This window comes from Mycobacterium sp. 20KCMC460, assembly GCF_022179425.1.
Classification (GTDB): domain Bacteria; phylum Actinomycetota; class Actinomycetes; order Mycobacteriales; family Mycobacteriaceae; genus Mycobacterium; species Mycobacterium kiyosense.
The window spans coordinates 3,471,126-3,494,491 of sequence record NZ_AP025524.1 but is presented as its reverse complement, the minus strand read 5'-3'; the positions used below and the strand labels follow the sequence as shown (position 1 = coordinate 3,494,491).

At 65.4% G+C, this 23,366-nt stretch carries 20 protein-coding genes and 1 pseudogene; 10 read left to right on the top strand and 11 right to left on the bottom strand.

Annotated elements, in window-relative coordinates; all coding sequences use genetic code 11:
* The 5 genes from MKCMC460_RS16200 to MKCMC460_RS16180 form a co-directional block, all read right to left on the bottom strand.
* The gene (locus MKCMC460_RS16200; RefSeq protein ID WP_236983254.1) at nucleotides 1-2,910 is read right to left on the bottom strand and encodes an RND family transporter; all 2,910 of its coding nucleotides are present in this window, start codon (nucleotides 2,908-2,910) and stop codon (nucleotides 1-3) included.
* Nucleotides 2,907-3,335, bottom strand: coding sequence for an MmpS family transport accessory protein (locus MKCMC460_RS16195; protein WP_238304564.1), 429 nt, complete (start codon nucleotides 3,333-3,335; stop codon nucleotides 2,907-2,909). The genes MKCMC460_RS16200 and MKCMC460_RS16195 overlap by 4 nt, the downstream gene beginning before the upstream one ends.
* 186 nt (nucleotides 3,336-3,521) lie before the next feature.
* A complete protein-coding gene (locus MKCMC460_RS16190; RefSeq protein ID WP_236983257.1) occupies nucleotides 3,522-4,130 on the bottom strand; it encodes a TetR family transcriptional regulator in 609 nt (202 codons plus the stop codon).
* Between the two features lie 76 nt (nucleotides 4,131-4,206).
* Nucleotides 4,207-5,367, bottom strand: a complete 1,161-nt coding sequence (locus tag MKCMC460_RS16185) for an AAA family ATPase (RefSeq protein WP_236983259.1) — start codon at nucleotides 5,365-5,367, stop codon at nucleotides 4,207-4,209.
* Nucleotides 5,368-5,445: 78 nt separating this feature from the next.
* A complete protein-coding gene (locus MKCMC460_RS16180) occupies nucleotides 5,446-7,026 on the bottom strand; it encodes a PecA family PE domain-processing aspartic protease (protein WP_236983268.1) in 1,581 nt (526 codons plus the stop codon).
* Nucleotides 7,027-7,312: 286 nt separating this feature from the next.
* Here MKCMC460_RS16180 and MKCMC460_RS16175 point away from each other — a divergent pair, with 286 nt between their 5' ends.
* The 3 genes from MKCMC460_RS16175 to MKCMC460_RS16165 all read left to right on the top strand — a co-directional run bounded on the left by MKCMC460_RS16175 (nucleotide 7,313) and on the right by MKCMC460_RS16165 (nucleotide 12,959).
* Entirely contained in the window at nucleotides 7,313-8,335 is a 1,023-nt protein-coding gene (locus tag MKCMC460_RS16175) for an AbrB family transcriptional regulator (RefSeq protein ID WP_236983270.1), read from the top strand.
* A 201-nt stretch (nucleotides 8,336-8,536) separates the two neighbouring features.
* On the top strand, nucleotides 8,537-9,562 hold the full coding sequence (locus MKCMC460_RS16170; RefSeq protein ID WP_236983272.1) for a TauD/TfdA family dioxygenase: 1,026 nt from the start codon (nucleotides 8,537-8,539) through the stop codon (nucleotides 9,560-9,562).
* A 118-nt stretch (nucleotides 9,563-9,680) separates the two neighbouring features.
* Nucleotides 9,681-12,959, top strand: a complete 3,279-nt coding sequence (locus MKCMC460_RS16165) for an MMPL family transporter (protein ID WP_238304562.1) — start codon at nucleotides 9,681-9,683, stop codon at nucleotides 12,957-12,959.
* A gap of 27 nt (nucleotides 12,960-12,986) precedes the next feature.
* On the opposite strand, the gene MKCMC460_RS16160 is transcribed toward MKCMC460_RS16165, so the two are convergent.
* Entirely contained in the window at nucleotides 12,987-13,316 is a 330-nt protein-coding gene (locus MKCMC460_RS16160) for a type II toxin-antitoxin system PemK/MazF family toxin (RefSeq protein ID WP_236983285.1), read from the bottom strand.
* A pseudogene (locus MKCMC460_RS16155) lies at nucleotides 13,313-13,564 on the bottom strand (antitoxin); the annotation flags it as partial. The gene MKCMC460_RS16160 and the pseudogene MKCMC460_RS16155, both read right to left, overlap by 4 nt.
* 105 nt (nucleotides 13,565-13,669) lie before the next feature.
* Here MKCMC460_RS16155 and MKCMC460_RS16150 point away from each other — a divergent pair.
* Genes MKCMC460_RS16150 through MKCMC460_RS16140 form a run of 3 tightly spaced genes read left to right on the top strand, consistent with a single transcriptional unit; the run spans nucleotide 13,670 to nucleotide 15,934 of the window.
* Nucleotides 13,670-14,032, top strand: a complete 363-nt coding sequence (locus MKCMC460_RS16150; protein ID WP_236983287.1) for a hypothetical protein — start codon at nucleotides 13,670-13,672, stop codon at nucleotides 14,030-14,032.
* Nucleotides 14,033-15,076 (top strand): GTP-binding protein, encoded by a 1,044-nt coding sequence (locus MKCMC460_RS16145; RefSeq protein WP_236984111.1) that lies wholly within the window; start codon nucleotides 14,033-14,035, stop codon nucleotides 15,074-15,076.
* Between the two features lie 12 nt (nucleotides 15,077-15,088).
* The gene (locus MKCMC460_RS16140) at nucleotides 15,089-15,934 is read left to right on the top strand and encodes an acyl-CoA thioesterase II (protein WP_236983289.1); all 846 of its coding nucleotides are present in this window, start codon (nucleotides 15,089-15,091) and stop codon (nucleotides 15,932-15,934) included.
* Between the two features lie 90 nt (nucleotides 15,935-16,024).
* Here MKCMC460_RS16140 and MKCMC460_RS16135 read toward each other — a convergent pair whose 3' ends face one another.
* Nucleotides 16,025-16,948, bottom strand: coding sequence for an NADP-dependent oxidoreductase (locus MKCMC460_RS16135; RefSeq protein ID WP_236983291.1), 924 nt, complete (start codon nucleotides 16,946-16,948; stop codon nucleotides 16,025-16,027).
* Between the two features lie 140 nt (nucleotides 16,949-17,088).
* Between MKCMC460_RS16135 and MKCMC460_RS16130 the strand changes: the two genes are divergently transcribed.
* Nucleotides 17,089-17,292: a cold-shock protein gene (locus tag MKCMC460_RS16130; RefSeq protein WP_236983293.1), complete on the top strand. Its 204-nt coding sequence runs from the start codon at nucleotides 17,089-17,091 to the stop codon at nucleotides 17,290-17,292.
* A gap of 187 nt (nucleotides 17,293-17,479) precedes the next feature.
* On the opposite strand, the gene MKCMC460_RS16125 is transcribed toward MKCMC460_RS16130, so the two are convergent.
* The 3 genes from MKCMC460_RS16125 to MKCMC460_RS16115 all read right to left on the bottom strand — a co-directional run bounded on the left by MKCMC460_RS16125 (nucleotide 17,480) and on the right by MKCMC460_RS16115 (nucleotide 19,913).
* Nucleotides 17,480-18,262, bottom strand: coding sequence for a GAF domain-containing protein (locus MKCMC460_RS16125; protein ID WP_236983295.1), 783 nt, complete (start codon nucleotides 18,260-18,262; stop codon nucleotides 17,480-17,482).
* A 61-nt stretch (nucleotides 18,263-18,323) separates the two neighbouring features.
* Nucleotides 18,324-19,136 carry an ANTAR domain-containing protein gene (locus MKCMC460_RS16120; RefSeq protein WP_236983303.1) on the bottom strand — a complete coding sequence of 271 codons (813 nt, stop codon included), beginning with the start codon at nucleotides 19,134-19,136 and terminating at the stop codon, nucleotides 18,324-18,326.
* 75 nt (nucleotides 19,137-19,211) lie between these two features.
* Entirely contained in the window at nucleotides 19,212-19,913 is a 702-nt protein-coding gene (locus tag MKCMC460_RS16115) for a GAF and ANTAR domain-containing protein (protein ID WP_236983305.1), read from the bottom strand.
* A gap of 373 nt (nucleotides 19,914-20,286) precedes the next feature.
* Between MKCMC460_RS16115 and MKCMC460_RS31775 the strand changes: the two genes are divergently transcribed.
* From MKCMC460_RS31775 to MKCMC460_RS16100, 3 genes are all read left to right on the top strand, one after another.
* Nucleotides 20,287-21,240, top strand: coding sequence for an O-acetyl-ADP-ribose deacetylase (locus MKCMC460_RS31775; protein ID WP_370652831.1), 954 nt, complete (start codon nucleotides 20,287-20,289; stop codon nucleotides 21,238-21,240).
* A 665-nt stretch (nucleotides 21,241-21,905) separates the two neighbouring features.
* Nucleotides 21,906-23,012: a site-specific integrase gene (locus MKCMC460_RS16105; RefSeq protein ID WP_236983307.1), complete on the top strand. Its 1,107-nt coding sequence runs from the start codon at nucleotides 21,906-21,908 to the stop codon at nucleotides 23,010-23,012.
* Complete coding sequence (locus tag MKCMC460_RS16100; RefSeq protein ID WP_036446026.1) at nucleotides 23,009-23,353, top strand: helix-turn-helix transcriptional regulator; 345 nt, start codon at nucleotides 23,009-23,011, stop codon at nucleotides 23,351-23,353. The genes MKCMC460_RS16105 and MKCMC460_RS16100 overlap by 4 nt, the downstream gene beginning before the upstream one ends.
* The last annotated feature ends 13 nt before the right edge of the window (nucleotides 23,354-23,366 follow it).

Here is a 23,366-nt window from a genome sequence, read left to right as displayed (position 1 = left end):
TCACACCGACGTCAGTGCCGCGGAGTCCTGGGCCGACTCGTCGGCGGGCTTGGGCCAGGGGGAGGGAACCGGGCGTTGCCGCACCCGTTGCGGCCACCAGAACCACTTGCCCAGCAGCGCCGCGATCGCCGGGGTCATCAACGACCGCACGATCAGGGTGTCGAACAACAGGCCCAACCCGATGGTGGTGCCGACCTGGCCGATCACCGTCAGCTCGCTGACCGCCATCGTCATCATGGTGAAGGCGAAGACCAGACCCGCCGAGGTCACCACCGAACCGGTGCCGCCCATCGCCCGGATGATCCCGGTGTTCAGGCCGGCGTGGATCTCCTCCTTGAACCGCGACACCAGCAGCAGGTTGTAGTCGGCGCCGACCGCCAGCAGGATGATCACCGACATGGCCAGCACCATCCAGTGCAGTTCGATGCCGATCAGGTGCTGCCAGATGAGCACCGAGAGCCCGAAAGACGCACCCAGCGAAAGCAATACGGTGCCCACGATCACCGCCGAGGCGACCACACTGCGGGTGATGATCAGCATGATGATGAAAATCAGGCACATCGAGGCGATTCCGGCGATCAACAGGTCGTAGTTGTTGCCGTCCCGCATGTCCTTATAGGTGGCCGCGGTACCGCCCAGCAGGATCCTGGAGCCCTCCATGGGCGTGCCCTTGAGCGCCTCGTAGGTGGCCTTCTTGATCGCGTCGATGTGCGTAATGCCTTCTGCGGAAAGCGGATCACCGTCGTGGCTGATGATGAAGCGCACGGCGTGGCCGTCGGGCGAGATGAAGTTCTTCATGCCCTTCTTGAACTCGGGGTTGTCGAACGTCTCCGGAGGCAGGTAGAACGAGTCGTCATTCTTGGAGGCGTCGAACGCCCGGCCCATGGCAGCGGAGTCCTGCTGCGCCCGCTTCTGCTGATCCAGCAGACCCTTCTGGGTCGAATACATGGTCAGCATCATGGTTTTCATGTTCTTCATGTTCTGGATCATCTCGGGCATCAGCGCGTTCATCCGCGGCATCAGCGTGTCGAGGTGATCCATCACCGGCATCAGGCTCTGGATGTCATCGGTCATGGTGTCGATGCCGTCCAGCGCGTCGAAGACCGACCGCAGCGAATAGCACACCGGGATGTCGTAGCAGTGCTTCTCCCAGTAGAAGTAGGACCGGATGGGCCGGAAGAAATCCTCGAAATCGGCCATCTTGTTGCGCAATTCGGCCACGTCCATCGTCATGGCGTGCATCTTGCCGACCATGATGTGCATGTCGTTGGTCATCTGCGCGGTGATGTCCTGCATCTGGACCATGCTGTCGATGGTCGTCTGCATCTCCTCGGACTGCCGTTGCATGTCGGCGATCTGGTCTTCCTGATACTTCTGCGTCATCTGCTGACTGACGCCCTGCATGCTGATCTGGAACGGGATCGAGGTGTGCTCGATGGGCGTGCCCTCGGGGCGGGTGATCGCCTGCACGCGACTGATTCCGGGAACCCTGAAGATCGCCTTGGCGATCTTGTCGATCACCAGGAAGTCCGCGGAGTTGCGCAGATCGTGGTCACTTTCGATGAGCAGCAGCTCGGGGTTCATCCGGGCCTGGGAGAAGTGTCGGTCGGCGGCCTGGTAACCGGCGTTGGCCGGCAGGTCGGCGGGCAGGTAGTTGCGGTCGTTGTAGTTGGTTCGGTAGCCGGGCAGGGTGAGCAGCCCGACGAGCGCAATGCCGATCGTCACCACCAGGATCGGGCCGGGCCAGCGCACGACGGCGGCACCGACCTTGCGCCAACCCCGAATGCGCTGTGCGCGCTTGGGTTCCAGGGTTTGGCGGAAACGCGATGCCACCGAGATCACGGCGGGACCGAGTGTGAGCGCGGCGAGCACCACCACCACCATGCCGATGGCCAACGGGATGCCCAGCGTCTGGAAGTAGGGCAGGTTGGTGAAGTGCAGGCAGAAGGTCGCGCCGGCGATGGTCATGCCGGACCCGAGCACCACATGCGCGGTGCCCTCGAACATGGTGTAGTAGGCGTCTTCTCGGGATTCGCCGACGGCCCGGGCCTCCTGATATCGCCCGATCAGGAAGATCGCGTAGTCGGTGGCGGCCGCGATCGCCAGCGTCACCAACAGGTTGGTGGCGAACGTGGAGAGCCCGATGATCTTGTGATAGCCCAGGAATGCGACCACGCCGCGGGCTGCCGCCAGCTCGAACACCACCATTGCCAGGGTCAGTAGCACCGTGATGATCGACCGGTAGACCATCAGCAGCATCGCGATGATGACGACGAAGGTTGCGGTTTCGATCAGCTGCAAGCTGCGGTCGCCGGCGAGATGCTGGTCGGCTTCCAGCGCCGAGGGGCCGGTGACGTAAGCCTTGACCCCCGGGGGTGGGGTGAGGCTCTTGACGATGGATTGGACGGCCTCGACCGAGTCGTTGGCTCGCGCTTCACCCATGTTTCCGACGAGGTAGACCTGCACGTAGGCGGCCTTGCCGTCGTTGCTCTGCGCTCCGGCGCCGGTGAGTGGGTCGCTCCAGAAATCCTGAACGTGCTCGACGTGCGTGGTATCGGCCTCGAGCTTGCGGACCATCTGGTCGTAGAAGGCGTGCGAGTCGGCGCCGAGCGGATTCTGGCCCTCCAACACGATCATCACCGAGCTGTTGGACTTGTATTCCTTGAATACCTCGCCCACGCGCTTGGTCGCGATCACCGATTGCGCGTCGTCCGGGCTCATCGAGACCGAGCGCATCTTGCCGACCTCGTCGAGCTGGGGGACCAGCACGTTCACCGCGGCGATCAGCGCGATCCAGCCGAGAATGATGGGCACGGCGAAGGTGCGGATGAAGTGTGCGATCTTCGGGCGCGACTTGTGCTCGACGACCGGAATGGCATCGGTGGGTGCGTCGTGAGTGGGAGCGCTCATGCGGATTTCACCATGCAGGAGGTCAGGGCGTGCACGCCGGTGGATGTTTGTTCGTCCTTCACTTCGTCGTCGACGGTGATGCGGCAACCGAGCACATCACCGTCGCTCTGCGCCGAGATGTTCGGGAAGACGGAGGGGGCGGTGGTGCTGAGCACCAGCGTCCAGGGCAGCGGCGCGCCGTCCAGTCGCTCCGGGGAAGCGCTGAGGTCCAGGTAGTTGATGTTGGCGTGGGTGGCCGAACCGAAGATCTCGTATTTGACGACCTTGGGCTTGAAGGGTTTGGAGTCGTCGACCTTCGCGCTGGTCAGAGTGTCGGCGTTGTCGGCGGCATAGAACGACCTGACTCGGGTCACGGCGAACCCTCCGATGGCCACGACCGCCGCGATCAGCAACGGCAACCAGGCGTTGCGCACGATTCTCGCCATCTGTAGTTATCCGAGCCTTTCTTGGTCGCGCGACGAATCAGGTTGCACTACAAGCGATTTGCCGGCCACGGTTGGGTACGCAGCTCGATGCGGCCCGATGCGTTACGGACGCTGCCGACCGGACCATCAATACATCATGTGCATAATTTGCAGACTATGCAAGTTTATGTAATCCCGGTCACGCCGTCACTTGGTGAAGATGCTGTTGACCAGCGCCGCAGCCCGCTCGACGTAGGGCATCGGTGTGTCGCCGGCGTCCTCCGGCGGACTGCTCGACCACCGTTCAATGCCGGAACGGACCGCGGTCAACGCCAGCGCGGAGATCAGCGCGGCGATCTCGTCATCGGCGGGCAGGCCCTGCCGTTTGGCGACGATGTCGGTTAGCTGCGTCTGGAAGCGTTCCAGGTCGGCGAGGAACGCGGCCAGGACCGCCGGCGTGGTTTTGGCCAGGTCCAGCATGCAGACGGCCTGCTCGCGCTGCGGCGGCATGTCCCGGAGGTGGTGTGCCGCCAGGGTGATCAGTTCGTCCAGCACCACCGGCAGGGGAGCGGGTCCGGCGGCGACGAATTCCTCGGCCAGCTCGGTCGGCAGGTCCGACGGGCCGTAGGCGATCGCGGCTTCCTTGTTCGGGAAGTAGTTGAAGAAGGTGCGGGTGGAGATGCCGGCCTGGACGCAGATCTCTTCGATCGTCACCTTGTCCCAGCCGCGCGCCTGGGCAAGGCGCACCGCAGCCCCGCGGATGTCCGCGCTGGTTTGGCGGCGGCGTCGCTCGCGGAGACCGAGTGGATTGGCCATAGCTTCCAATAATTGCACGTTCTGCACATTTTGCACTCCCACAGTGCGACGCACCGGCGTTGTGCGATCTCCTGAGCTACCGCTTTCCCCAATCCCACGGTGGTGTCGTCACCGGGGTCTGGCCTGCGATCCGGGTCTCGCCGAAGTCCTTATACAGCTCGATCCGCGCGGTCTCGTCGTCTTCGAGGTTTTGCAGCAACACGTTCGAATGGGTGACCACCACCACCTGCGTCTGCTTTGCCGCGACCCGTATCAGCGACGCCAGTGGCGCTACGAGGCTCGGATGCAGCGAGGTCTCCGGCTCGTTGAGCACCATCAGCGACGGCGACTGCGGACTCAGCAGCGCGGCGGCCCAGAGCAGGAATCGCAGTGTGCCATCGGATAATTCAGCCGCGCGTAGTGGCCTCAGCATGCCGGGTTGGCGCAGCTGAAGGTCGAACAGGCCGTCGTCGACGTCCACGGCGATGGTGGCGCCGTCGAACGCGTCGGCGACGGCGCGGTTCAGGTCGTCGAACCCGGCTTCGATGATGGTCTGGATGGCTGCGGCCAGATCGCGACCGTCGTCGGACAGCACCGGGGTGCGGGTGCCCACCTGCCGTTGTCGCGCAGGGGCTTTGGCGTCGACGCGGAAGCCGTCGTAGAAACGCCAGCCGCGCAGCCGTCCCCGCACCGCCGCGAGTTCCGGAAGTGCTTGCGGGTGAGCGTATTCGGTGAGCACGCTGCGATACGACGGCAGGCTGCGGGTGAGCTCGTCGAAGCCGCTGCCCGAATCGCTGCTCACTTCGGCGAATTCGCGGGTTCGTTGGACCAGCACGGTGCCGCGCCGCAACACCGGGCCGGCGAAGAGCACCTCACGCTTGATCTCCGGGTCGTGCGCAAAAACGGTACCCTGTCCGGCCATCTGCGGTATACCGAGATCGGTCAGATAGCCGAAATCGTCTGCGGCGAAACCGAGTTCGAGCGAGATGGGACGGGTGCGCACGGTGCCTTGGGTCTTGCCCTCGCGGCGGGCGCCGCCGAGTTGTTCGGGCCCGGCCCACAGCGCCGACTGCAGCCCGCCCTCGCGGGCCAGCGAGCCGATCACCTCGCCGCGGCCACAGTCGGCCAGCAGGCGCAGGGCGCGGTACACCGACGACTTACCGGTGCCGTTGGCGCCGGTGACGACCGCCAGGCGGCCCAGCGGTATTACGACTTCGCGCAGCGAGCGATAGCCGCGGACCGCGATCGTCTGGAGCATGAACGCGACTCTAGCGGTGCGCTCTGACAATCAGGCCTGGCGCGGAAACGGCAGTCGGGCAAGACAATCCGTGGGGAATCAGGGGATCGGTTTATAGACAATGGTCGTTCCACCGGGCTGGGTGTAGTCGATGGCAATCGGCCGGTTGTTGAACGGCCAGAACCCCGTGTTCATCAGGCCGGACGAGATGACGGTGGGTTGATACTGGCTGGTGGTGAATGTATACAGCTCCTTGGTCATTCCTGCGTCGGCATACACCGTATAGATTCCGGGCGGCAGGCTGGAGGCGCCATTGATCACGAACGACGGCATCGTTCCGTTCACGCCACCGGAATCTATGATCGACGGCACACTGATCGGCGTTGCGCTTTGGGGCGTAGTCACATACAAGGTCGTGATTGGTGACCCGCCAGGAATCGAGAAGGCCTGGCCGGTCGTCGGCGGGGTACCGAAGACCATCTTGTCCTCGGGGATGCTGATGTACACACCGTTTGCCAGGTCGCCCGGCAATGACTGGTTCGGGATGCTCGGGCCGGGCCCGACCGCGTTCGGCCCCAAGCCCAGCACGCCGTCAACTCCCGCCGACGCGAAGTAGGCGTCGAACGGCGTGGTGAACGGGTTGGTGAGGAATGCCTGGAAGTAGGCCGACAGCGCGTAGGACGACGTCGGAATTGAGAAGAGCACGACATCGACACCGGTGTTAGAGGCGACGATGCCGTTGCCGAAGTCGACCGTGGTGGGAAAGGTGGCATAGAGGTAGGTCAGCCCGCCGCTGTAGGCGCTCACGTTGAACCCGGTGGGCAAGCCCATCTTCAGCAGCCCCGGCACCCCGCCCACGTCTTTGAGGGACATGACCAGGCCCTTGGATCCGGTGTCGACCAGGATGGGGGTGTTGCCTCCGCCGTTGACGTTGAGGTTCACCACCGGTTCGGTACCGGCTACCAGTTGCATTGGGACCGTCCGGCCATCCATCCCCGCGCCGCTGACACCGTAGTTGCCCCACAAAATGCCGGCGCCGCCGCCCGTGCCGCCGAGGCCGAGGCCATTGGCGCCGCCAGGGCCACCCGCACCGCCATTGCCCCCGTTGCCGATCAGCCAGCCGCCGTTGCCGCCGGCGCCGCCAGTCCCGCCGCCCGGGCCGCCCGCACCGCCGGCGCCGCCATTGCCGATGAAGCCGGCCGAACCCCCGGCCCCGCCGGCGAGGCCACTGCCGCCCGTCTGCGAATAACCGTTACCGCCGTTACCCCAGAGGAACCCGCCGGCCCCGCCGTTGGGGCTGGCGGCCGTGCCGTTGGCGCCGTCACCGATCAGCGGTCGCCCGAACAACAGCTCGGTGGGCGCGTTGATCACGTCGAGCACCGGATCCAGCAACGACGCCGCCGCCGACTCGGCGGAGGCGTACGACCCCGACGCCAGGCCCAGCGACTGCACGAACTGCTGGTGGTAGGCGCTGATCTGCAGGTTGAGCGCCTGGTATTCCTTGCCGAGATCGGAGAAAAGTGTCGCAACAGCGGTGGACACCTCGTCGGCGGCCGCGGTCGCAATCCCGGTAGTCGGAACTGCGGCGGCGGCGTTAGCCGCGGACAGGGATGAACCGATGTTCCCCAGATCTGCTGCCGCCGCGGTCAGCCAGTCCGGAGACACGGCTAGAAACGACACGTCGCCCCCCTAACGTAGATCACCGCTGTGCGGATAGAGCCTATCCAGTTCCCGCCCCGACATCTCGGCTTTCCGCCCACCGGTCCCGCTACATCAGATATTCACACATTCGGTCGTCGCGGGCAGCGCAGACCTAGCGCTGGCGCCTGCATCCCTGCGCCGAGAGTGAACACCACGACGCGACATGCCGATCAGCCGTCGTAGAAATCACACTCGGCTGGGGGCGCTGGCCGGCGCAACCTGCGCATCAAGAATCCGCCAAGGCCGCTGGTGGACCGTCTCAGCCATGAACACGATCGAGCTGGGCATCATCGGAGTCGTCGTCGGAACTTTCGCCTGGTTGTTGGGCCGCTACACGCCGAAGGCGGTGTCGGGCGCGGGTTTGGCCGCCCAGGGTGTGCTGGGGGTGTGCACCGGCCTGCTGGTGCAGAACATCTCGTTCGCCGCGCTGGGCTCCCAATGGCCGATCGTGGTCGCGGTCGCCGTCGGCACCCTGCTGATCAGCGTCGCGGGCGGCGCCTTGTTGGGTCTGCACCGCGACGTCACTCCGCTGACCGGCGGGCTCTCCCTGGTCGCCGGCGGGTCCTCCGGGCTGGTGTCGATCGCCCGCGAACTCGGCGGCGACGACCGGGTCGTAGCCGCCGTCCAGTACCTGCGCGTTGCGCTGATCACCGCCGCGATGCCTGTCGTCGCGAGCGTCTTCTTCCACGGCGCCGGCGCCCAAGAAGCGCAGACCAGCCAAACGTCTTCTATCCCTTGGTATTTCGAACTTCCGCTGATCGCGGTCATCGTCGTGGTCGGTACGGTTGCCGGCCGCCGGGTGCGCCTTCCGGGGGCGGGATTGCTCGGCCCGATGGCGATCACGATCGTGCTGGGATTCTCCGGGCTGACCGCCGGCTTCGCCGTGCCGATCATGCTGGTCCAGGGCGCGAGCATCTTCATCGTCTGGCAGACCGTGCTCGAGTTCGACCGCGCCTCGCTTCTCGCCATCAAGCGGATCCTGCCCGGTGCGTTCGGGCTGATCATGGTGCTCAACGTCGCCTCGGCAGGCATGGGCGTGCTGCTGGCCAAGGTGGCCGGGCTGAGCATGCTCGACGGCTACCTCGCCACCAGCCCCGGCGGCATCTACGCGGTGCTCGGCACCGCCGCCGGGTCGGGTTCCAACGTGACGTTCGTGATGGCCACCCAGGTGATCCGCGTCGTCATGATGCTGTTCGCCGCGCCCTTCATCGCTCGGCTGTTCCTGCGCTTCACGCCGCGGCAGCAGGCCACGGTGATTGCGCCGAGCCGGGAGCTCGTCGCCGCCTGAAAGCCTCACAAACCGGCGCCCCCGATCAATCGGATCGGGGGCGCCGGCTTTGCGGCCGCAGCGTCAAATGCCGCGGCTGCCCGTGCGTCGTCGTGCCAGCTCACCAGGCGCAATGAGGCCAATGCACGCTTTTTAGAAATTCCCAAGCGCCTCAGTCCAAACTCATAGAAACGCACCACTGCGAGAGAAGGGGATGAGATCATGGGGACAGCTACCGAAACCCGCAAGAGGATCGAACTGCTGATGGGCAACGAGTCAGCCAACGCGCAGTCGGCCACCCAGCGCGAACCGATCGCCGGGCCGTCGGCCTGGAATCGCGACAGCATCCACGCCTGGGACTACCTGATCGGTGTCGGCCCGCGTCAGGTGGAAGCCTGCCTGCGCATCCGGGACGGGCTGCGGCGCCGCGGCCGCCGGCTCGACACCATCACCCCGGCGGACTTCCAGGAACCCGAGCTCGTCGAGATCGCCCGTGCCATGCGCCACTGCCTGCGCCTGGGCCCCGGCTTCTGCGTGCTGCGCGGCCTGCCGCTGGACGGCTGGACGGACGAGGAAGCCTCGATGCTGTACTGGGGCCTGGGTACCTACCTGGGTGGGCCGCAGCCGCAGAACAAGCAGGGCGACCGAGTCTACCTGGTCCAGGACACCGGACAGTCGGTCGCCGAGGCCCGTGGCTCCAAGACCAACTCCGAGCTGATCTACCACACCGACTCCGCCTGCGCCTACGCCGGCAGCCGGCCCGACGTGCTGGGACTGCTGTGCCTGCGCAAGGCCGTGTCGGGTGGCGAGTCGCTGATGGTCAGCGGCCACACCGCCTACAACGCGGTGCTGGCCAGCAACCCCGAACTGGTGGAGGAACTCTACGGCCAGTTCTGCTTCGACCGCTCGCACGAGACCGAGCCGGGCGAGAACCCGTTCACCGACGGCGCTATCTTCACCGACACCACCGACGGCGTCCAGATCCGGTACAACCGGCTGCACATCGAGCTCGGCCACTACCGCAGCGGCCGGCCGCTCACCGACCGGCAGCGCCAGGCGCTCGACGCCTTCGACCGCGCGCTGAACGACCCCGCCAACGCGGTCGAGTTCACCCTGAACCCCGGCGATGTCTTTTTCGCCGACAACCACGTGACGCTGCACAACCGCCGCGCGTTCGTCGATGCCCCCGAGGTGGAGGCCCGGCGGTGCCTGGTCCGCCTGTGGCTGGCCGGCGAACCGCGCAACTGACCGTCGACACACCGGGCAAAGCGGGCCTAGATTCACGCTGTATCGCATTGAGAAAGCGTCAAGGCCCGCCCGGCACACTGCTGCAGACAGCACGACGATCACGGGGAAGAGGCAGGACATGTTGAGGCGATTGGCGGCATTAACCGTGCGGCGCCCCAAGACCGTGTTGCTGGCCGTCCTGGTCCTGCTCGGTGTCAGCGTCGCGCTGAGCGGTTCGGTGTCCGACAAGCTCGGGACCGGCGGCAACACCGACCCGGCGTCGGAATCGTCGAAGGCCGACGAATACCTGGACCAACATTTCGGCACCACCGCGAATCTGGTGATCCAGCTGCTCCCGCGCGAGGGAACCGTGGAGAGCCCCGAGGTCGCAGCCGTCAAGGACCGCGTGCTGCGCGTCATCGCCGAAGAGTCCAAGGCGAAGGTCACCCGGGCGTTCGGCGACGAAGGAACCTCGGATCTGCGCAGCAAGGACGGCCGATCCGGCCTCGTCCTGGTGCACGTCGGGGGAACGTCGGACGAGGCCGCCGAAACGGCCAAGAAGATCATCGCAAACCTGCCGCACGACGCGAACGTCACGGTGCGTGCGGGCGGAGCGCTCGGCGTCCAGCAGGAGATCCGCGACAAGGTCAAACACGACCTCAAAACGAGCGAGAGCATCGCGGTGCCCATCTCGCTGGCCGTGCTGGTGATCGTCTTCGGCGGTCTGATCGCCGCGGTGCTGCCGGTGGTGGTCGGCGTGGTCTCGATCGTCTCCACCCTGTCGGTGTTGCTGCTGTTGACCTCGGTCACCGACGTGTCCGTGCATGCCCTGACCGTCACCACGGCGTTCGGCCTCGGGTTGTCCATCGACTTCGGTCTGCTGATGGTGTCGCGGTTCCGCGAAGAACTGGCTAACGGCAAAGCTCACCATCCGGCCGTCATCGCCACCGTCAATACCGCCGGCCGCACAATTCTGTTCAGCGCGGCGACGGTCACTCTGGCGATGACCAGCCTGCTGGTCTTTCCCACCTACTTCCTGCGCTCCGTCGGTCTGGCCGCCACCGCCACGGTCCTGCTGTCGGCGTTCAGCGCGATCGTGGTGCTGCCGGCGTTGCTGGCGCTGCTTGGAAAACGTGTCGATTCCCTGTCGGTCATCCGCCGCAAGGTGCCGCCGTCGGCGGATTCCATGTTCTGGCGGCGGTTTGCCGAAGTCGTGACGCGGCGGCCGATCCTGTATGCGCTGCCGGTCGTCGCGCTGCTGTTGGGGCTTGGCGTCCCGTTCCTCAACGTGCAGTTCGCGACACCCGACGAACGCGCGCTGCCTGATGACTCGAGCGCCCGGCTGGTCGCCGAATCACTGCAGCGGGACTTCCCGCTGGACCCGTCGCAAGCGGTCACCCTGGTGACCCGCAACGACGCCGCCGTACTGCAGAACCTCGCCCCCGACATCTCAAGGATGGACGGCGTCGTCATGGTCACCGGCCCCATCGGCAGGTTCGAGCACGGCCAGGCGGTCGGAGCGACGCCCGCGGTCTCGGGATCCAGCTACGCGATCGTCTACCTGTCGGTGCAGGCGGACTCCGACACCGCCCAGCATCTGGTCCGCGACATCCGGGCCAAGATCACCAACCGGCAGGTCGAGGTGGGTGGCCCGACCGCCACGCTCATCGACAGTCAGGCCGCGATCGGTGACAAGCTGCCGTTGGCGATCGGCCTGATCGCCGGCGCCACCTTCATCCTGCTGTTCCTGTTCACCGGCAGCGTCGTGGTCCCGGTCAAGGCACTCGTGCTGAATCTGCTTGTGCTGAGCGGGGTTCTGGGCATCATGGTCTGGGTTTTCCAGGAAGGACATCTGGCTGCGCTGCTGGGCATCACTCCGGCGCCGCTGAATCTGTCCATGGTCGTGCTGCTGTGCGCGATCGCCTTCAGCCTGTCCGTCGACTACGAAATCTTCCTGCTCAGCCGGATCAAGGAAGCCCGCGACTCCGGGCTGTCGAATACCGCGTCCACCGTCATCGGGCTGGGCCGGGTGGGCCGGATCGTCACCAGTGCGGCGCTGTTGCTGACGATCACGCTGGTCTCGTTCGCCAACGGGCTGTCCTTCATGAAGATGTTCGGCATCGGCACGGCGCTGGCCGTCGTGATCGACGCATCGATCATCCGCGGTGTCGTCGTGCCTGCCTTCCTGCAGCTCGCCGGTGACCTCAACTGGTGGGCGCCACGACCGCTGCGATGGCTGCACGACCGCATCGGCATCAGCGAAGGGCCGTCGGACGTCGAAACGGTCCTGCCCGCCGAAGCGCCGGCCGTGCCCGCCCCGCAGGAGGCCGCGGTGCCGGCGGTGCAGCAGGCCGTCGAGACGCCGACGCCGGCCCCGCTGCCGGCCGAGATCGAGGTCATCCCCGGTCAGCATCTGGTGTCCAACGTCAACGGCACGGTGATCGTGGTGGCCCACCGCGAGCGGGCCCCGTTGTCTCAGCACTCGATCGGCGCCCAGCAGATGGCGGCGCTGGTCGACATGGTGGCGCGCACCGACCCGCAGAAGTTGGTCGCCGCGTTCGCCAAGCTGGCGCGCGAACCCTGGGATCACACCATGGTCGACATCGGCATCATCATGCCGACGTCCACCGGCCTCGAGATCCTGCTGTGCGGCAGCGTCACCGTCGCACTCGACGACGGCATCGCGCAGACCGTGCTGCGCGGTCGTGGCCGCCTGGTGCATCGTTCGGTGCCGGTGCCCACCGTCGCAACCGTCATCACCGTCGACGAATTCGGCGCGCGACCGCACCTCGCCCCGGAGGGTGGCGGTATCTACAAGCTCACCGGCGGAACCGTGCCGGGCCAGGGCGCTGTGATGTGGTCCACGCAGCTCGCGTCGGCACCCCGGCCGGCGCCCGCGGCGGCACCGAACTGGCCGGCGAGCGCGCCAAAAGAGCACGACAGCAACCGAATTCCCGTCCTGGCGACACCCGCGGCGGCGCCGCAGAAGCGGTGGCTCTCCCTCGACGACGGCTCTCGCATCGACATCGACCGGGACTGCGTCATCGGCCGGGACCCGAACGGTTCGGACGCGGCGCAGCGCGGACTTCGCCCGGTCCGCATCGACGACCACTCCGGTGAGATGTCGCGGGCACACGCCGAAGTGCGCATCGTTGGTGGGGAAGTGGTGATCGTCGACCGTAACTCCACCAACGGGGTCTTCGTGCGGGATGCGACGGGGGTGCGCTGGATCCGGCTGAAACCGTGGGAGCCGACTCTGTGGCAACCCGGTGCTTACGTGCAGGTCGGTGGCCGGATACTCCGGTTACATGTCAGCGCCGACGAAGCCGCCCAACATGGCCCCCGCGTCCAGGTGCACCACGGCGTGGCACGGCGGCCGCAGGTGGGCCAGGGCTACGGCCTGGTTATCGCGAATTAGATTGCAGCACAATTAAATCTGTGTATCTCAGCGCGAGCAGTCGACCGCGATCTCGAGCGCTGTGCAGATGGCGCTCATCCGCGCATCGGCGAGCCGGCCGAGCCGATCAACCAACATAGCGACCGAAACGCTTTCGACGGAGTCCAGATTCACCGCTGACCGGCGCGGGATCGTGTCTGAACCGGGTTCCAGGATGACTTCGCTGGACAAACCCCGGATGGTTGTGGTGCAGGGAGCGACCAGAGCGCGTCGGAGGCGGGGGATCGCCGCATCACGCGACAGCACGACAACCGGCCGTCGCCCGACCGCGGGTATCTCACACCACCAGACCTCGCCTCGCGCTGGGAGTGCAATCACGAATCACCGGCCGCCCGCCGCCACGATGCCAGGTCGCCCCACTCGTCGGGCTCGTCGATCGGATGTGTGTCGTAGGCCGCATAGCTCGCCTCCACCTCGGCTTTGCGATGAAGAGCCAGCAGCGCCCCGAGAGCCTCGTCGACGAGAGCAGCATCGGTGACACCCGCTCGCAGACCGCGTGCGTTGTTCAGCAGCTCCGCGTCGACGGTAGTGCTCAGGCGTATGCGAGCCATGCCACAATCATGCCACGTTTTTCCGCGGTGAGTGTTCTGCGCGGCCCTTGCGTAGGCGATGCGGGGGATTAGTCTTCTTGCAAGCAACTTGCCGTCTTCGAGCAAGGAAGAGGACCTGCGTTGGCAATTCGCTGGATCACCGCGTTGACATTCGTGGCGGCAGCATTCTCGCTGCTGCTCGCGCCGGTTGCTCACAGCGCCGTCGGCACTTTCCCGGTTCCCCAGTCGCCGTGCAATCTGCCGACCGACCGGAGTCTGATTTTCTGGCAGCGCACTCCCGGCATGCCGGATCATGCCAGGTTCATCAGCGAGTCGGACGTGTACAACTGCCGGCCCACGCTGGAGACTTGGAGCGCCGGCCTGCCGACCGGGCCCGGCAACTGCTCCAAGATCGCCTGGTCGACGGACAATCCGAGTTACGTCCCCAACCAGATTCCCTCGCCGCCCTTGAAGAAGATCATCGCGCAGGTGGGTGACTGCTAACTGGCAGGTCAATCGCGCCGGCCGGCGTCGACCTCGATACCGGTCATCGCGCTCACCGGGCATCTCGGTGCTGGCAAGACCACACTGCTCAACCATCTCCTGCGTAGTCCCGGCACGCGAATCGGGGTGGTGGTCAACGACTTCGGCGAACTCAACGTCGACGCCTCGTTGGTGGCCGGCCAGATCGACGAGCCGGCCTCGATCGCCGGCGGCTGCATCTGCTGCCTGCCCGACGACGGCGGCCTCGACGAGGCCCTGGCCAAGCTCGCCGACCCGGCCCGGCGCCTCGATGCCATCCTCGTCGAGGCCAGTGGGCTGGCCGACCCGGTGGCCATCGCGCGCATCATCGGCTTCAGCAAGTTGTCCGGTGTGCGGCCCGGAGGACTGGTCGACGTCATCGACGCGGTCCATCATTTCGACACCGTCGATCGCTCCCAGCTGCCGCCGGCGCGGTACGGCGCGGCATCGCTGGTCGTGGTCAACAAACTCGACCAGGTGCCTGAGGACGACCGGCGGGCCCTCATAGCGCGCGTCGAACACCGTGTAGCGCAACGAAATCCGCGGGTACATGTGGTAGGTACCACGGCCGGCCGGATCGATCCGGCGTTGTTGTTCGACCCGCTGGGGACCGCGGAGGAGGAGGCCGGGCAGCTGTCGTTCCGCGAGTTGCTGGACGACTTCGATCATGACCATGACCACGTTCATGCCCACAGCGTCTCCGTCAGCAGCGCGGGGTGCGTGGACCCTGATGCGCTGTGCGACCTTCTCGAGGATCCGCCGTCCGGGGTGTTTCGGATGAAAGGCGTGGTGGCGGTGCGACACGGTTCATCAGTTCGGACCTACGTCGCCAACCTGGTGGGTAGTGCGATCCACGTCGGGAAGGCGCCACCGCGTGCCGTCGCGAACTGTCTGGTGGCGATCGGGATGGAGTTCGACGTGGCCGCCGTGCGTGCCCGGTTGGACCTGACGCTGCAGCCCGCCGCCGGGCCGGCCCCGGCCGCAGGGCTGCGGCGGCTGCAACGCTACCTACGGCTCAGTGTGTGACGATACGTCCCGATGTCTTCTTCGCTTACTGACGTGCTGGCCACGCTGGAACTCGCCCGGATCAACGATTGGCACTTCGCCGGGCAGCAGTTACCCGCCCCCGCCAACCACATCCTGGGTGGACACATCTCGGCGCAGGCGTTGTTGGCCGCGAGCCACACCGCGCCCGGACGCGTACCGCACAGCGTGCACACCTATTTCCTGCGGCCGGGGGATTCACGCCGGCCGGTGGACTTCGAAGTGGTCGATCTTCAAGAGGGACGCAGGTTTTCCGCGCGCCGGGTCACCGCGCGGCAGGACGGCAAGATCCTGCTGGAGGCGATGTCGTCGTTCAAGGTCGCCGATCCGACGTTCACTGACGTTGTCTACCAGCCTCCGATGCGGTCGGCGCCGGACCCGGAGACGTTGCCGTGGGTGCCACCGCACCTGGCCGAATCGCGGGAAAGCACCGCCGGGCGTTGGGCCAGCCTGCGCTGGTTCGAGCGCCGCGTCATTTATGCCGAGACCACACCACCGGTCCGTTCGCCGATGTGGTGGCGCCCCGACGGCGAGGTTCCCGACGACCCGGTGCTGACCGCGAGCCTGGTCGCCTATCTGTCGGCGGTGACGTTGACCGAACCGGCGTTCGTCGCCCGCGGTGGGGTCGGGCAGACCGTGCAGCGCGACCATTCGGTGTGGTTCCACGGGCCGGCTGTGCTGTCGGATTGGCTTCTTTACGAACGTTCTTCGCCGAGTAGCGCCGACTCCCTGGCGTTGGCGAGCGGGACGATGTTCAACCGGGACGGCAGTCTGGTGTGCACGGTACGCCAAGAGATGTACTATCCGTCGGGGCCAGGACTGCCTGCCGACACCCAGTGAAAACCGTTGCCAGATTAGTTCGTTCGGCTGCACTGAACAGCATGCTGGTGAAGTAACGTTGCGGCACAATAGATTTGGATGGCCGGGAGGCTATGTGCTTACTTCGATCACGACTTTGCCCATGGCATGGCCTTTTTCGACAGCGGCTACGGCGTCGGCCGCTTCATCGAGGGGTCGGACGTCCTGGATGTGCGGATCCAGCTTCCCGTCGGCGACCAGCTTGGCCACGATCTCGAGGACGCGGCAGGTACGGTCGCGCTCAATCATTCGTCCGCCCAGTTTCTGTGCCGTCTCCGGATCCGTAGCGGTGATGAGGTTGTCCCGATTGGACAGCAGCTCGGCAACAGCGAGCAAGCCGTCGCCACCGGCAAGATCGAGGATCGCGTCGACCCCGTCCGGCAGTATTTGCCTGATGCGCTCGGCCACACCGTCGCCGTAAGGCACCAGGGTGGCGCCCAGCGATTCCACCAGCGCGCGCTTGTCCTCGCTCGCAGTGCCGACGACGTTGATGCCGGCGTCTCGGGCGATCTGGGCCGCCGCGACGCCGACGCCACCGCTGATGCCGTTGATCAGCAGGGTCTGCCCTGCGGTGAGGTTCAGTTGCGTCACGCCGTCGTAGGCGGTGGCGGCGGCCACGGGGAGTGTCGCGGCCTCATTGAACGACACCTGCGGCGGCTTGGGTGCTGCCGCGGTCGCCGTCACCGGGGTGTATTCGGCGTATCCGCCCGACCCGGGAGCGACACTGCCGAAAACCTCGTCGTTGACGGAGAATCCCTCGACGTCTTGACCCACCTCCCGGACCACCCCGGACACCTCCGAACCGAGCACCCCCGGAAGATCACTCGGGTTCGCGGCGCCCAGCATCCCGGACCGGATTTTCCAGTCGACCGGGTTCACGCCTGCGGCGCGAACTTCCACAAGCAACTCGCCGGACAAGGGACTCGGCATCTCGAGGTCCAGGAACTCCTGAACTTCGGGACCACCGTTGCTGTTGTATCCAAATGCCTTGACCATGGCCTGCCGCGTACCCGACTCCCCACCGGCACAAACGCGCGAAAGCACCGCCGAGGAAGGAATCCGGGCCCGGATCAGGTAAGCTGTACCGCGAATGTGATTTGCATTCGCAAAGGTAAAACGAAAGAAGTACAAGAAATATGACGCAAGGAACCGTGAAATGGTTCAACGGCGAAAAGGGCTTCGGCTTCATCGCTCCCGATGACGGCAGTGCGGACGTGTTCGTCCACTACTCCGAGATCCAGGGCGGCGGCTACCGCACTCTGGATGAAAACCAGCGGGTTCAGTTCGAGGTTGGACAGGGTGCCAAGGGCCCCCAGGCCACCGGAGTGACCGCGCTCTGATCTTTACGTAACCTGTGGGCCGGTAGGGGATTGTCCCTTACCGGCCCACAGTTCGTTTATGCCCCCGGTGGTGCTGGGATCGCGCGATGTGCGAGTGAAAAGCCCACTGCGACTGAGTAATTCGTAAACGGTGACGATATGGCCGATTGATGGTCGAGCGCGTCGCGGTTGGACCGGACCCCCAACGTCACAGGTCGATATGTGGGGGCGAGATCAGATCTGGAGGTTGCAGCAGAGCGTCGAGCGCGGTGGGGTCATGGGGTGCGTTGTTGTGGGCGACCACCACGGCACGAGCGTGGGTGGTGGTGGTATGGCCGTGTTGGCGTGCCGAGCGGGCCAGGTGTGCGCGGGCGTCGTCGGCGCTGAGGGTGAGTCGTTCGGCGATGATGCCGGTGGCGGTAGCGATGAGAACACTGCCTTGCAAGACGGTGTTGATGGTCGCGGTGGTGTCGGTGGCTCGGTCCTTGATGGGTCCGATCGAGAGGGCCAGCGCGGTCAGATTGGCCAGGGTTTGACCGAAGTCGTTGGGCCGCAACGAGCCCCAGGGGATATCAGTGTGGATGACCAGGGCACCCAACGGCACGCCGAGGGAGGTCATGGGGAATGCACGCATGCCGCGCATGCCGGCCGCGGCAGCGTGTCGACGGTAGCGCTCCCAGCGGGTGTCGGTCTGCTCGCCAAGATCGTTGATCATGGTGACCGCGCCGCGGCGGGCGCTGTCGGCACCAGGTCCGGCCCGTTGGAAGCTCAGGTCGGCGCTGGTGGGTTCGCGCAACGCCTGGGCGACGACGTGTACGTCGCCGTCTTGGGCAGTGCGGCGGTGATCAAGAAGCACCACGACCGCCGCGTAGGCGTCAAAGCCCTGCCGAGCGTCGGAGGCCACCGTGTCGAGCAGGACGGGCAGGTCGAAGTCGGTGGTCAGCGTGGCCGTGAGATCGGCGATGGCCAACCGTATTTGCGCGTCACTCATTTCCGGCCCCCGTGGTGGGTCGGTGCCGCGCCGGGCTAGTGATGGAGGGTAGGGACATGAGTCACTGGTCTTTCGGTTCCTCGCGGTGCTCGCGAAACGACAGCCGGCGCTCGATCACTTCCGCGGCGACCGCTGTAAGGGTCTGCTGGTGGCTGAAACTGTAGGCGCGCAACAGATCCAGGGCGTCGCCGACGCTGATCTCGGCCTGCACAGCCACCATCCCGGCAGCGACGTGGATTTGGGATCGGGTGAACGGATCCGCCGGCCGGTGGGGATCGGCGGCGGACAGAATGACCGCATCGATCGCGGCTTGTGTGCTCTGGGCTGCGCTGAGGTGCGTGTCCCAATTGAATTGCAGCGTGCGGGCGATCGCGTCGGCGCAGGTGAGCGCAAAATGATGTTCGTTGTCGCCGAGCGCCCCGCCGCTGCGCCGGTAAAGCTCCAGCACGGCCTGCGGCCCCAGCGCTCCGGGCACCGGGAAGGCGAACACCGCGCGAACACCGAGCGCGATGATCTCGGCGGTGAAAACCGGCCACCGCACCGCGGCGTGACCGTCACCGAGTAGCTCGGGGTGTAGCTGGGGCTCATTGAGCTGGTGGGCGTCCAGACAGGGCCCTTCGCCGATGGTGAACTGCAGTTCGTCGATTTGTTGGGCCAGCGCGTCGGTGGCGTGTACGAGCTCACGCACCTGAGCGCGAGCGGTCAGTACCGCGACCGCGGCGCCGTCGGTGCCGGTGAGCCGGGCCGCGGTCTCACACATGGTGCCAACACCGGTGAACAATGCGTCGCTGGCGCGCGGCGTACCGGGGGCGGCGGGATTGTCGTCGGACGGGCGGCTCGTGCGGCCACGTTCGGGTGATGAATCATCTGCCACGACGGGCCACCCCAACCGTGGGCGCCACTCTGAACGCACGGTCAGCGCGCAGCGATCCCGGCACCGGCATTGTGCTCATCCGGGATCACGCCGTTCGGGGCCGCTGGCCACAATCTGCGAGGCCACGTCGCGCAACGGGATGTTCTGGTTTTGCGACAGCAGGCGCAGTAGGTCAAACGCCCGCACGGCGTCGACGTTGAAGCGCTCCATGATCATGCCCTTGGCCTGGCCGATCAAATCCCGGCTGGCCAGCGCGGATTCGAACTGGCGCTGACGGTTGACCGCGATCAGCGCCAACGCGGCGTGAGTGGCCAGCATCGCTCCGACCGCCTCGGCTTCGTGACTGAACGCACCGACTTTCTCGCTGAACAGGTTCAATGCGCCGCTGCCCGCGCCATGCGTGTAGAGCTGATAGGACAGCATCGAGTGCACACCGGTGTCCACGGCGATCGCGGTGAAGCTCGGCCAGCGCGGGTCAGTGCTCAGATCGTCACAGCGCACCACCGCGGTTGCTCGCGCGGCATCCAAGCAGGGGCCCTCACCGGTGTCACGTTGCGCGCCGTCCAACCGCGGCCCCACCGGGGAGGTGGACGCCACCGAGGTGAACACGCCGTTGTCGATGAGCAGCACGTCAGCCGCATCCACGGCCGGGAGGAGCCCCACCGCGGCGGCGGTCACCTCTGCCAAGGTCTGTTCGATCGGCGCGCCATCTTGGGCAAGGTCGCGAGTCAGGGCTTCCATCGTGGTCCGCAACAGATCGTGAAATTCGTTGCTCATATCCACACGCCCGTCATGTGCATGCTTCTCAGTATGGGGCCAGGGCCCACAAAAGCGCCGCTAGGCTGCGTGCCGTTGGTATCCGACAGCGACTACCCAGATTGTGGTGCACGGTTTCCGACCTGTCCGTGGACGAGCGTTTAGGGGACGGCCGTCGGCGTCTCGGTCTCGCAGTGCCGACGATTTCCGCGAGCGCACACGAATAGCGCAGCGCTGCATAGCAATTCATCACAGTGACAATTCAGAGCGGATGACGGGCCCGGGGCGCCATCGCGGAGCGATAAATGGATATACCTCACGGATGGGCTCCGGGTACTCATCCGGCGGAGCCGTCCATGGCACCGGTGTCGGTGCCCATATGCATACTGGCTGCGTGCTGACAATCACCGCGGTGCGTGGCGACATCACCCAGCAAGAGGTCGACGCCGTTGTCAATCCCGCGAACTCTGGCATGCGCGGGGGTGGCGGCGCGGATGGCGCGATTCATCGCGCAGGAGGCCCCGCAATCCTGCGCGACTGCATCGAGCGGTTCCCGAACGGACTGGCCACAGGCGACGCCGGATGGACGACAGCAGGCGACCTACCTGCCCAATGGGTGATCCACACGGTCGGGCCGAACTACAACGCCGGGCAGCGAGACCGGTCGCTGCTGGAGTCCTGTTACCGGCGGGCCATGGAAGTTGCTGACGAACTCGGTGTTCGAGTCGTCGCCTTTCCGCTCATCAGCACCGGCGCTTACGGCTGGCCACGCCAAGACGCAATCGCCGCCGCGATCGAAACCATTGCCGCCGTCAACTCTCGCGTCGACGAGGTGCGACTCGTGGCGTTCGACGCCGAGATGCACGAACAGATCTCCGCGGAGTTGGTTTCATGGACCCCAATCCGGATCCTGCAAGGCGTACGGGTCCTACATCAGCGCGGCTACCACCGGCTGCGCATCTTGCCGGGAATGAGCCCTTCAGGGATGTACTGGCGTGTCGCAATTACACTCAGCGACAATCTGATTGACGACCACGTCATCGACTGGCACACCGCATTGCACTACTCGACGGGCGGGCTCACAGAATTCGCCGCAGGAGAGGTAACGGTGACGACCAAACCCGAGAGGGTCGCTGATCTCATCTTGAACGAATTGCCCGACGCCGCTCCGACCAATGACGACCCCGCATACATCGCCTGGTTCGCCGAGCTCATCCGTACTGTCGAGCAGACGAAGGCATTGCCTGTCGCGTACGCCGACTACTTCGACGCCGATGGGTGGGAGATCGGCTGGGGCAGTGGCGTCAAGCATCCGCGACCACCCAGGCCGCCGGCTCATAGCTTCTAACCGGCTGGCTAGTTTCACCTGCTGCCGAAAGGGCGCGACGGGCCGAGAGTCACCGCTTTGCGAGAAGACGCCGCCGGGGCACGCGGTGTCGTTAATACGTCACTGTGACGAAAAATTGGGCGGTGGCACGGAAGTGGACAAGTGCACCCGCGAACGAGCGCGGTTGGCGGGACTTGGACGAATGGCGCATCACGCCAGCCTTCGGGGGCGCCACGAGATGACATATGTGGGGGGCGCCACGAGATGACATATGCCGTGGGCGGTTAGAACTCGTGACGCCGGAAGGGCGAACTAGTTGAAGAAGGCGGAGATTCATCCGCAAAGCGACGCTTGGAAGTAAGTCGACAAGCTCTATGCGCCACAACGCCATTCCCAGTGAGTGCCGATAAGCGACATTATGTCAGGTTAACGTCGCCGTTTTCATCTGATGAATCATCCCCGCCTGGAGCTTGTTGGTCCCGGACGTCCGGGGCTGTTTCGCCATAACTGTTGCTTCGCAGCGTCTTTGATCTGTCGGGTTGGTTAGTTCCCGATGGCGCTGGCAGACGGCCGGCTCGACACGATGCGACGAGTGCCCTGCAGTTGATGGATCTACCTGGACCGATGTGGTAATGATTCATTAGATGATTCATTGAATCATCTAATGAGACCAGCTGGAGGCCGAATTGCCAGTCGATAAGAGCGGTCGCGTGTTCCTGGTTGGCTCGGTACCGCTGCTGCATCCTGAGGTCCAAACGGTCGAAGAAATGCTCGAGGGATGGCGGAACCAGCAACTGTGTCGCAACCTCGATCACGACACGATCGACGGCCGTATCGGTCTGGTTCGCCGGTTCATCGGTCACACCAATGAGTTCCCCTGGTCGTGGACACCGGCCATCGTGGAAGAGTTCTTCGCCGATCTGCGCGGCATCAAGGGCCGGCGCCAGTCCACCATCCGTGGGTACCAGAACGGCCTTCGCCTGTTCTGTTCCTACATCGCTGACCCCGACTACGGCTGGGACCGCGTCTGTGAACAACGATTCGGCACGCACCCGGCCCAAGTGTTCTTTGCCTGGAATACCGCCATCCACGTTCAGGACAACGAGCAGGATCCCGAAAAGCGACCCTTCACAAAACAGGAGTTGCAGGACTTTTTCGACCACGCCGACGACCAGGTCACTGTGATCGCCGCCACGAAGAAGAAGGGTTGGTTGCCGGCATACCGGGACGCGGTCATGTTCAAGGTCGCCTACTCCTATGGCGTCCGGTTTAACGAACTGCGGCACCTGCAGACCGTCGACTTCTCCCGAAACCCGCACGCGCCGGAGTTCGGTCGCTACGGCGTGGTTAAGGTCCGCTACGGCAAGGCCAAGAAAGGCTCCCCACCCAAACGCCGCACCGTGTTGACAGTGTTCGACTGGACACCGGAGATCATCGCCGACTGGCTCACTCACGGCCAGCCGTACCTCGACGACGGCATTGATCTGTTCCCCAGCGAGCGTGGCGCCCTGGTCGCCGAACGCACCCTGCTGCGCCGATTCCGCCGGTACTGCAACGACCTCGAGCTCTCCGCCGGGCTGGATCTGCACTCCTTCCGACGGTCCTACATCACCCACCTCATAGAAGACGGCTGGGACGCCAAGTTCGTCCAAGACCAGGCCGGCCACGATTACGCCAGCACCACCTCGCTCTACACCGGCGTCTCCAGCGACTTTCGCACCCGGACCCTACGAAGGGTGCTCGACCGAACCATCAAGGACGCCCTGTCTTTCGGTGAGGAGGAGACATCGTGAAACGCGAAGTCGACTACACCTGGCGCCTGGCCGAGCTAATGGCCGCGCACGGCATGCACAACAGCACCGACCTCATCCCCCGACTGGCCGAGCGTGGAGTGCAACTGTCCCGCCCGCAGGTCTACCGCATCGTGCACCAACGCCCCGAACGCGTCGCCCTGCAGCTCATGGCAGCACTATGCGACATCCTGGGCTGCGGCGTCGAAGATCTTGTGACCGTAACCGCCACCGACGTCCGCAAGAAGAAGACCGCCTCCGGCACCGTTGCGCCACCCAACGTCGTCGAACTCAACAAGTCAGTCCGCCCGCGGCGAGCACGTGTGGTCACCGATGACAATTGATGCCACCCCTCGA

What these genes read in the sequence shown, in the direction of transcription:
- MKCMC460_RS16200 (WP_236983254.1), bottom strand. Translation starts at nt 2,910, where the DNA reads ATGAGCGCTCCCACTCACGACGCACCCACCGATGCCATTCCGGTCGTC.
- MKCMC460_RS16195 (WP_238304564.1), bottom strand. Translation starts at nt 3,335, where the DNA reads ATGGCGAGAATCGTGCGCAACGCCTGGTTGCCGTTGCTGATCGCGGCG.
- MKCMC460_RS16190 (WP_236983257.1), bottom strand. Translation starts at nt 4,130, where the DNA reads ATGGCCAATCCACTCGGTCTCCGCGAGCGACGCCGCCGCCAAACCAGC.
- MKCMC460_RS16185 (WP_236983259.1), bottom strand. Translation starts at nt 5,367, where the DNA reads ATGCTCCAGACGATCGCGGTCCGCGGCTATCGCTCGCTGCGCGAAGTC.
- MKCMC460_RS16175 (WP_236983270.1), top strand. Translation starts at nt 7,313, where the DNA reads ATGAACACGATCGAGCTGGGCATCATCGGAGTCGTCGTCGGAACTTTC.
- MKCMC460_RS16170 (WP_236983272.1), top strand. Translation starts at nt 8,537, where the DNA reads ATGGGGACAGCTACCGAAACCCGCAAGAGGATCGAACTGCTGATGGGC.
- MKCMC460_RS16165 (WP_238304562.1), top strand. Translation starts at nt 9,681, where the DNA reads ATGTTGAGGCGATTGGCGGCATTAACCGTGCGGCGCCCCAAGACCGTG.
- MKCMC460_RS16140 (WP_236983289.1), top strand. Translation starts at nt 15,089, where the DNA reads ATGTCTTCTTCGCTTACTGACGTGCTGGCCACGCTGGAACTCGCCCGG.
- MKCMC460_RS16135 (WP_236983291.1), bottom strand. Translation starts at nt 16,948, where the DNA reads ATGGTCAAGGCATTTGGATACAACAGCAACGGTGGTCCCGAAGTTCAG.
- MKCMC460_RS16130 (WP_236983293.1), top strand. Translation starts at nt 17,089, where the DNA reads ATGACGCAAGGAACCGTGAAATGGTTCAACGGCGAAAAGGGCTTCGGC.
- MKCMC460_RS16125 (WP_236983295.1), bottom strand. Translation starts at nt 18,262, where the DNA reads ATGAGTGACGCGCAAATACGGTTGGCCATCGCCGATCTCACGGCCACG.
- MKCMC460_RS16115 (WP_236983305.1), bottom strand. Translation starts at nt 19,913, where the DNA reads ATGAGCAACGAATTTCACGATCTGTTGCGGACCACGATGGAAGCCCTG.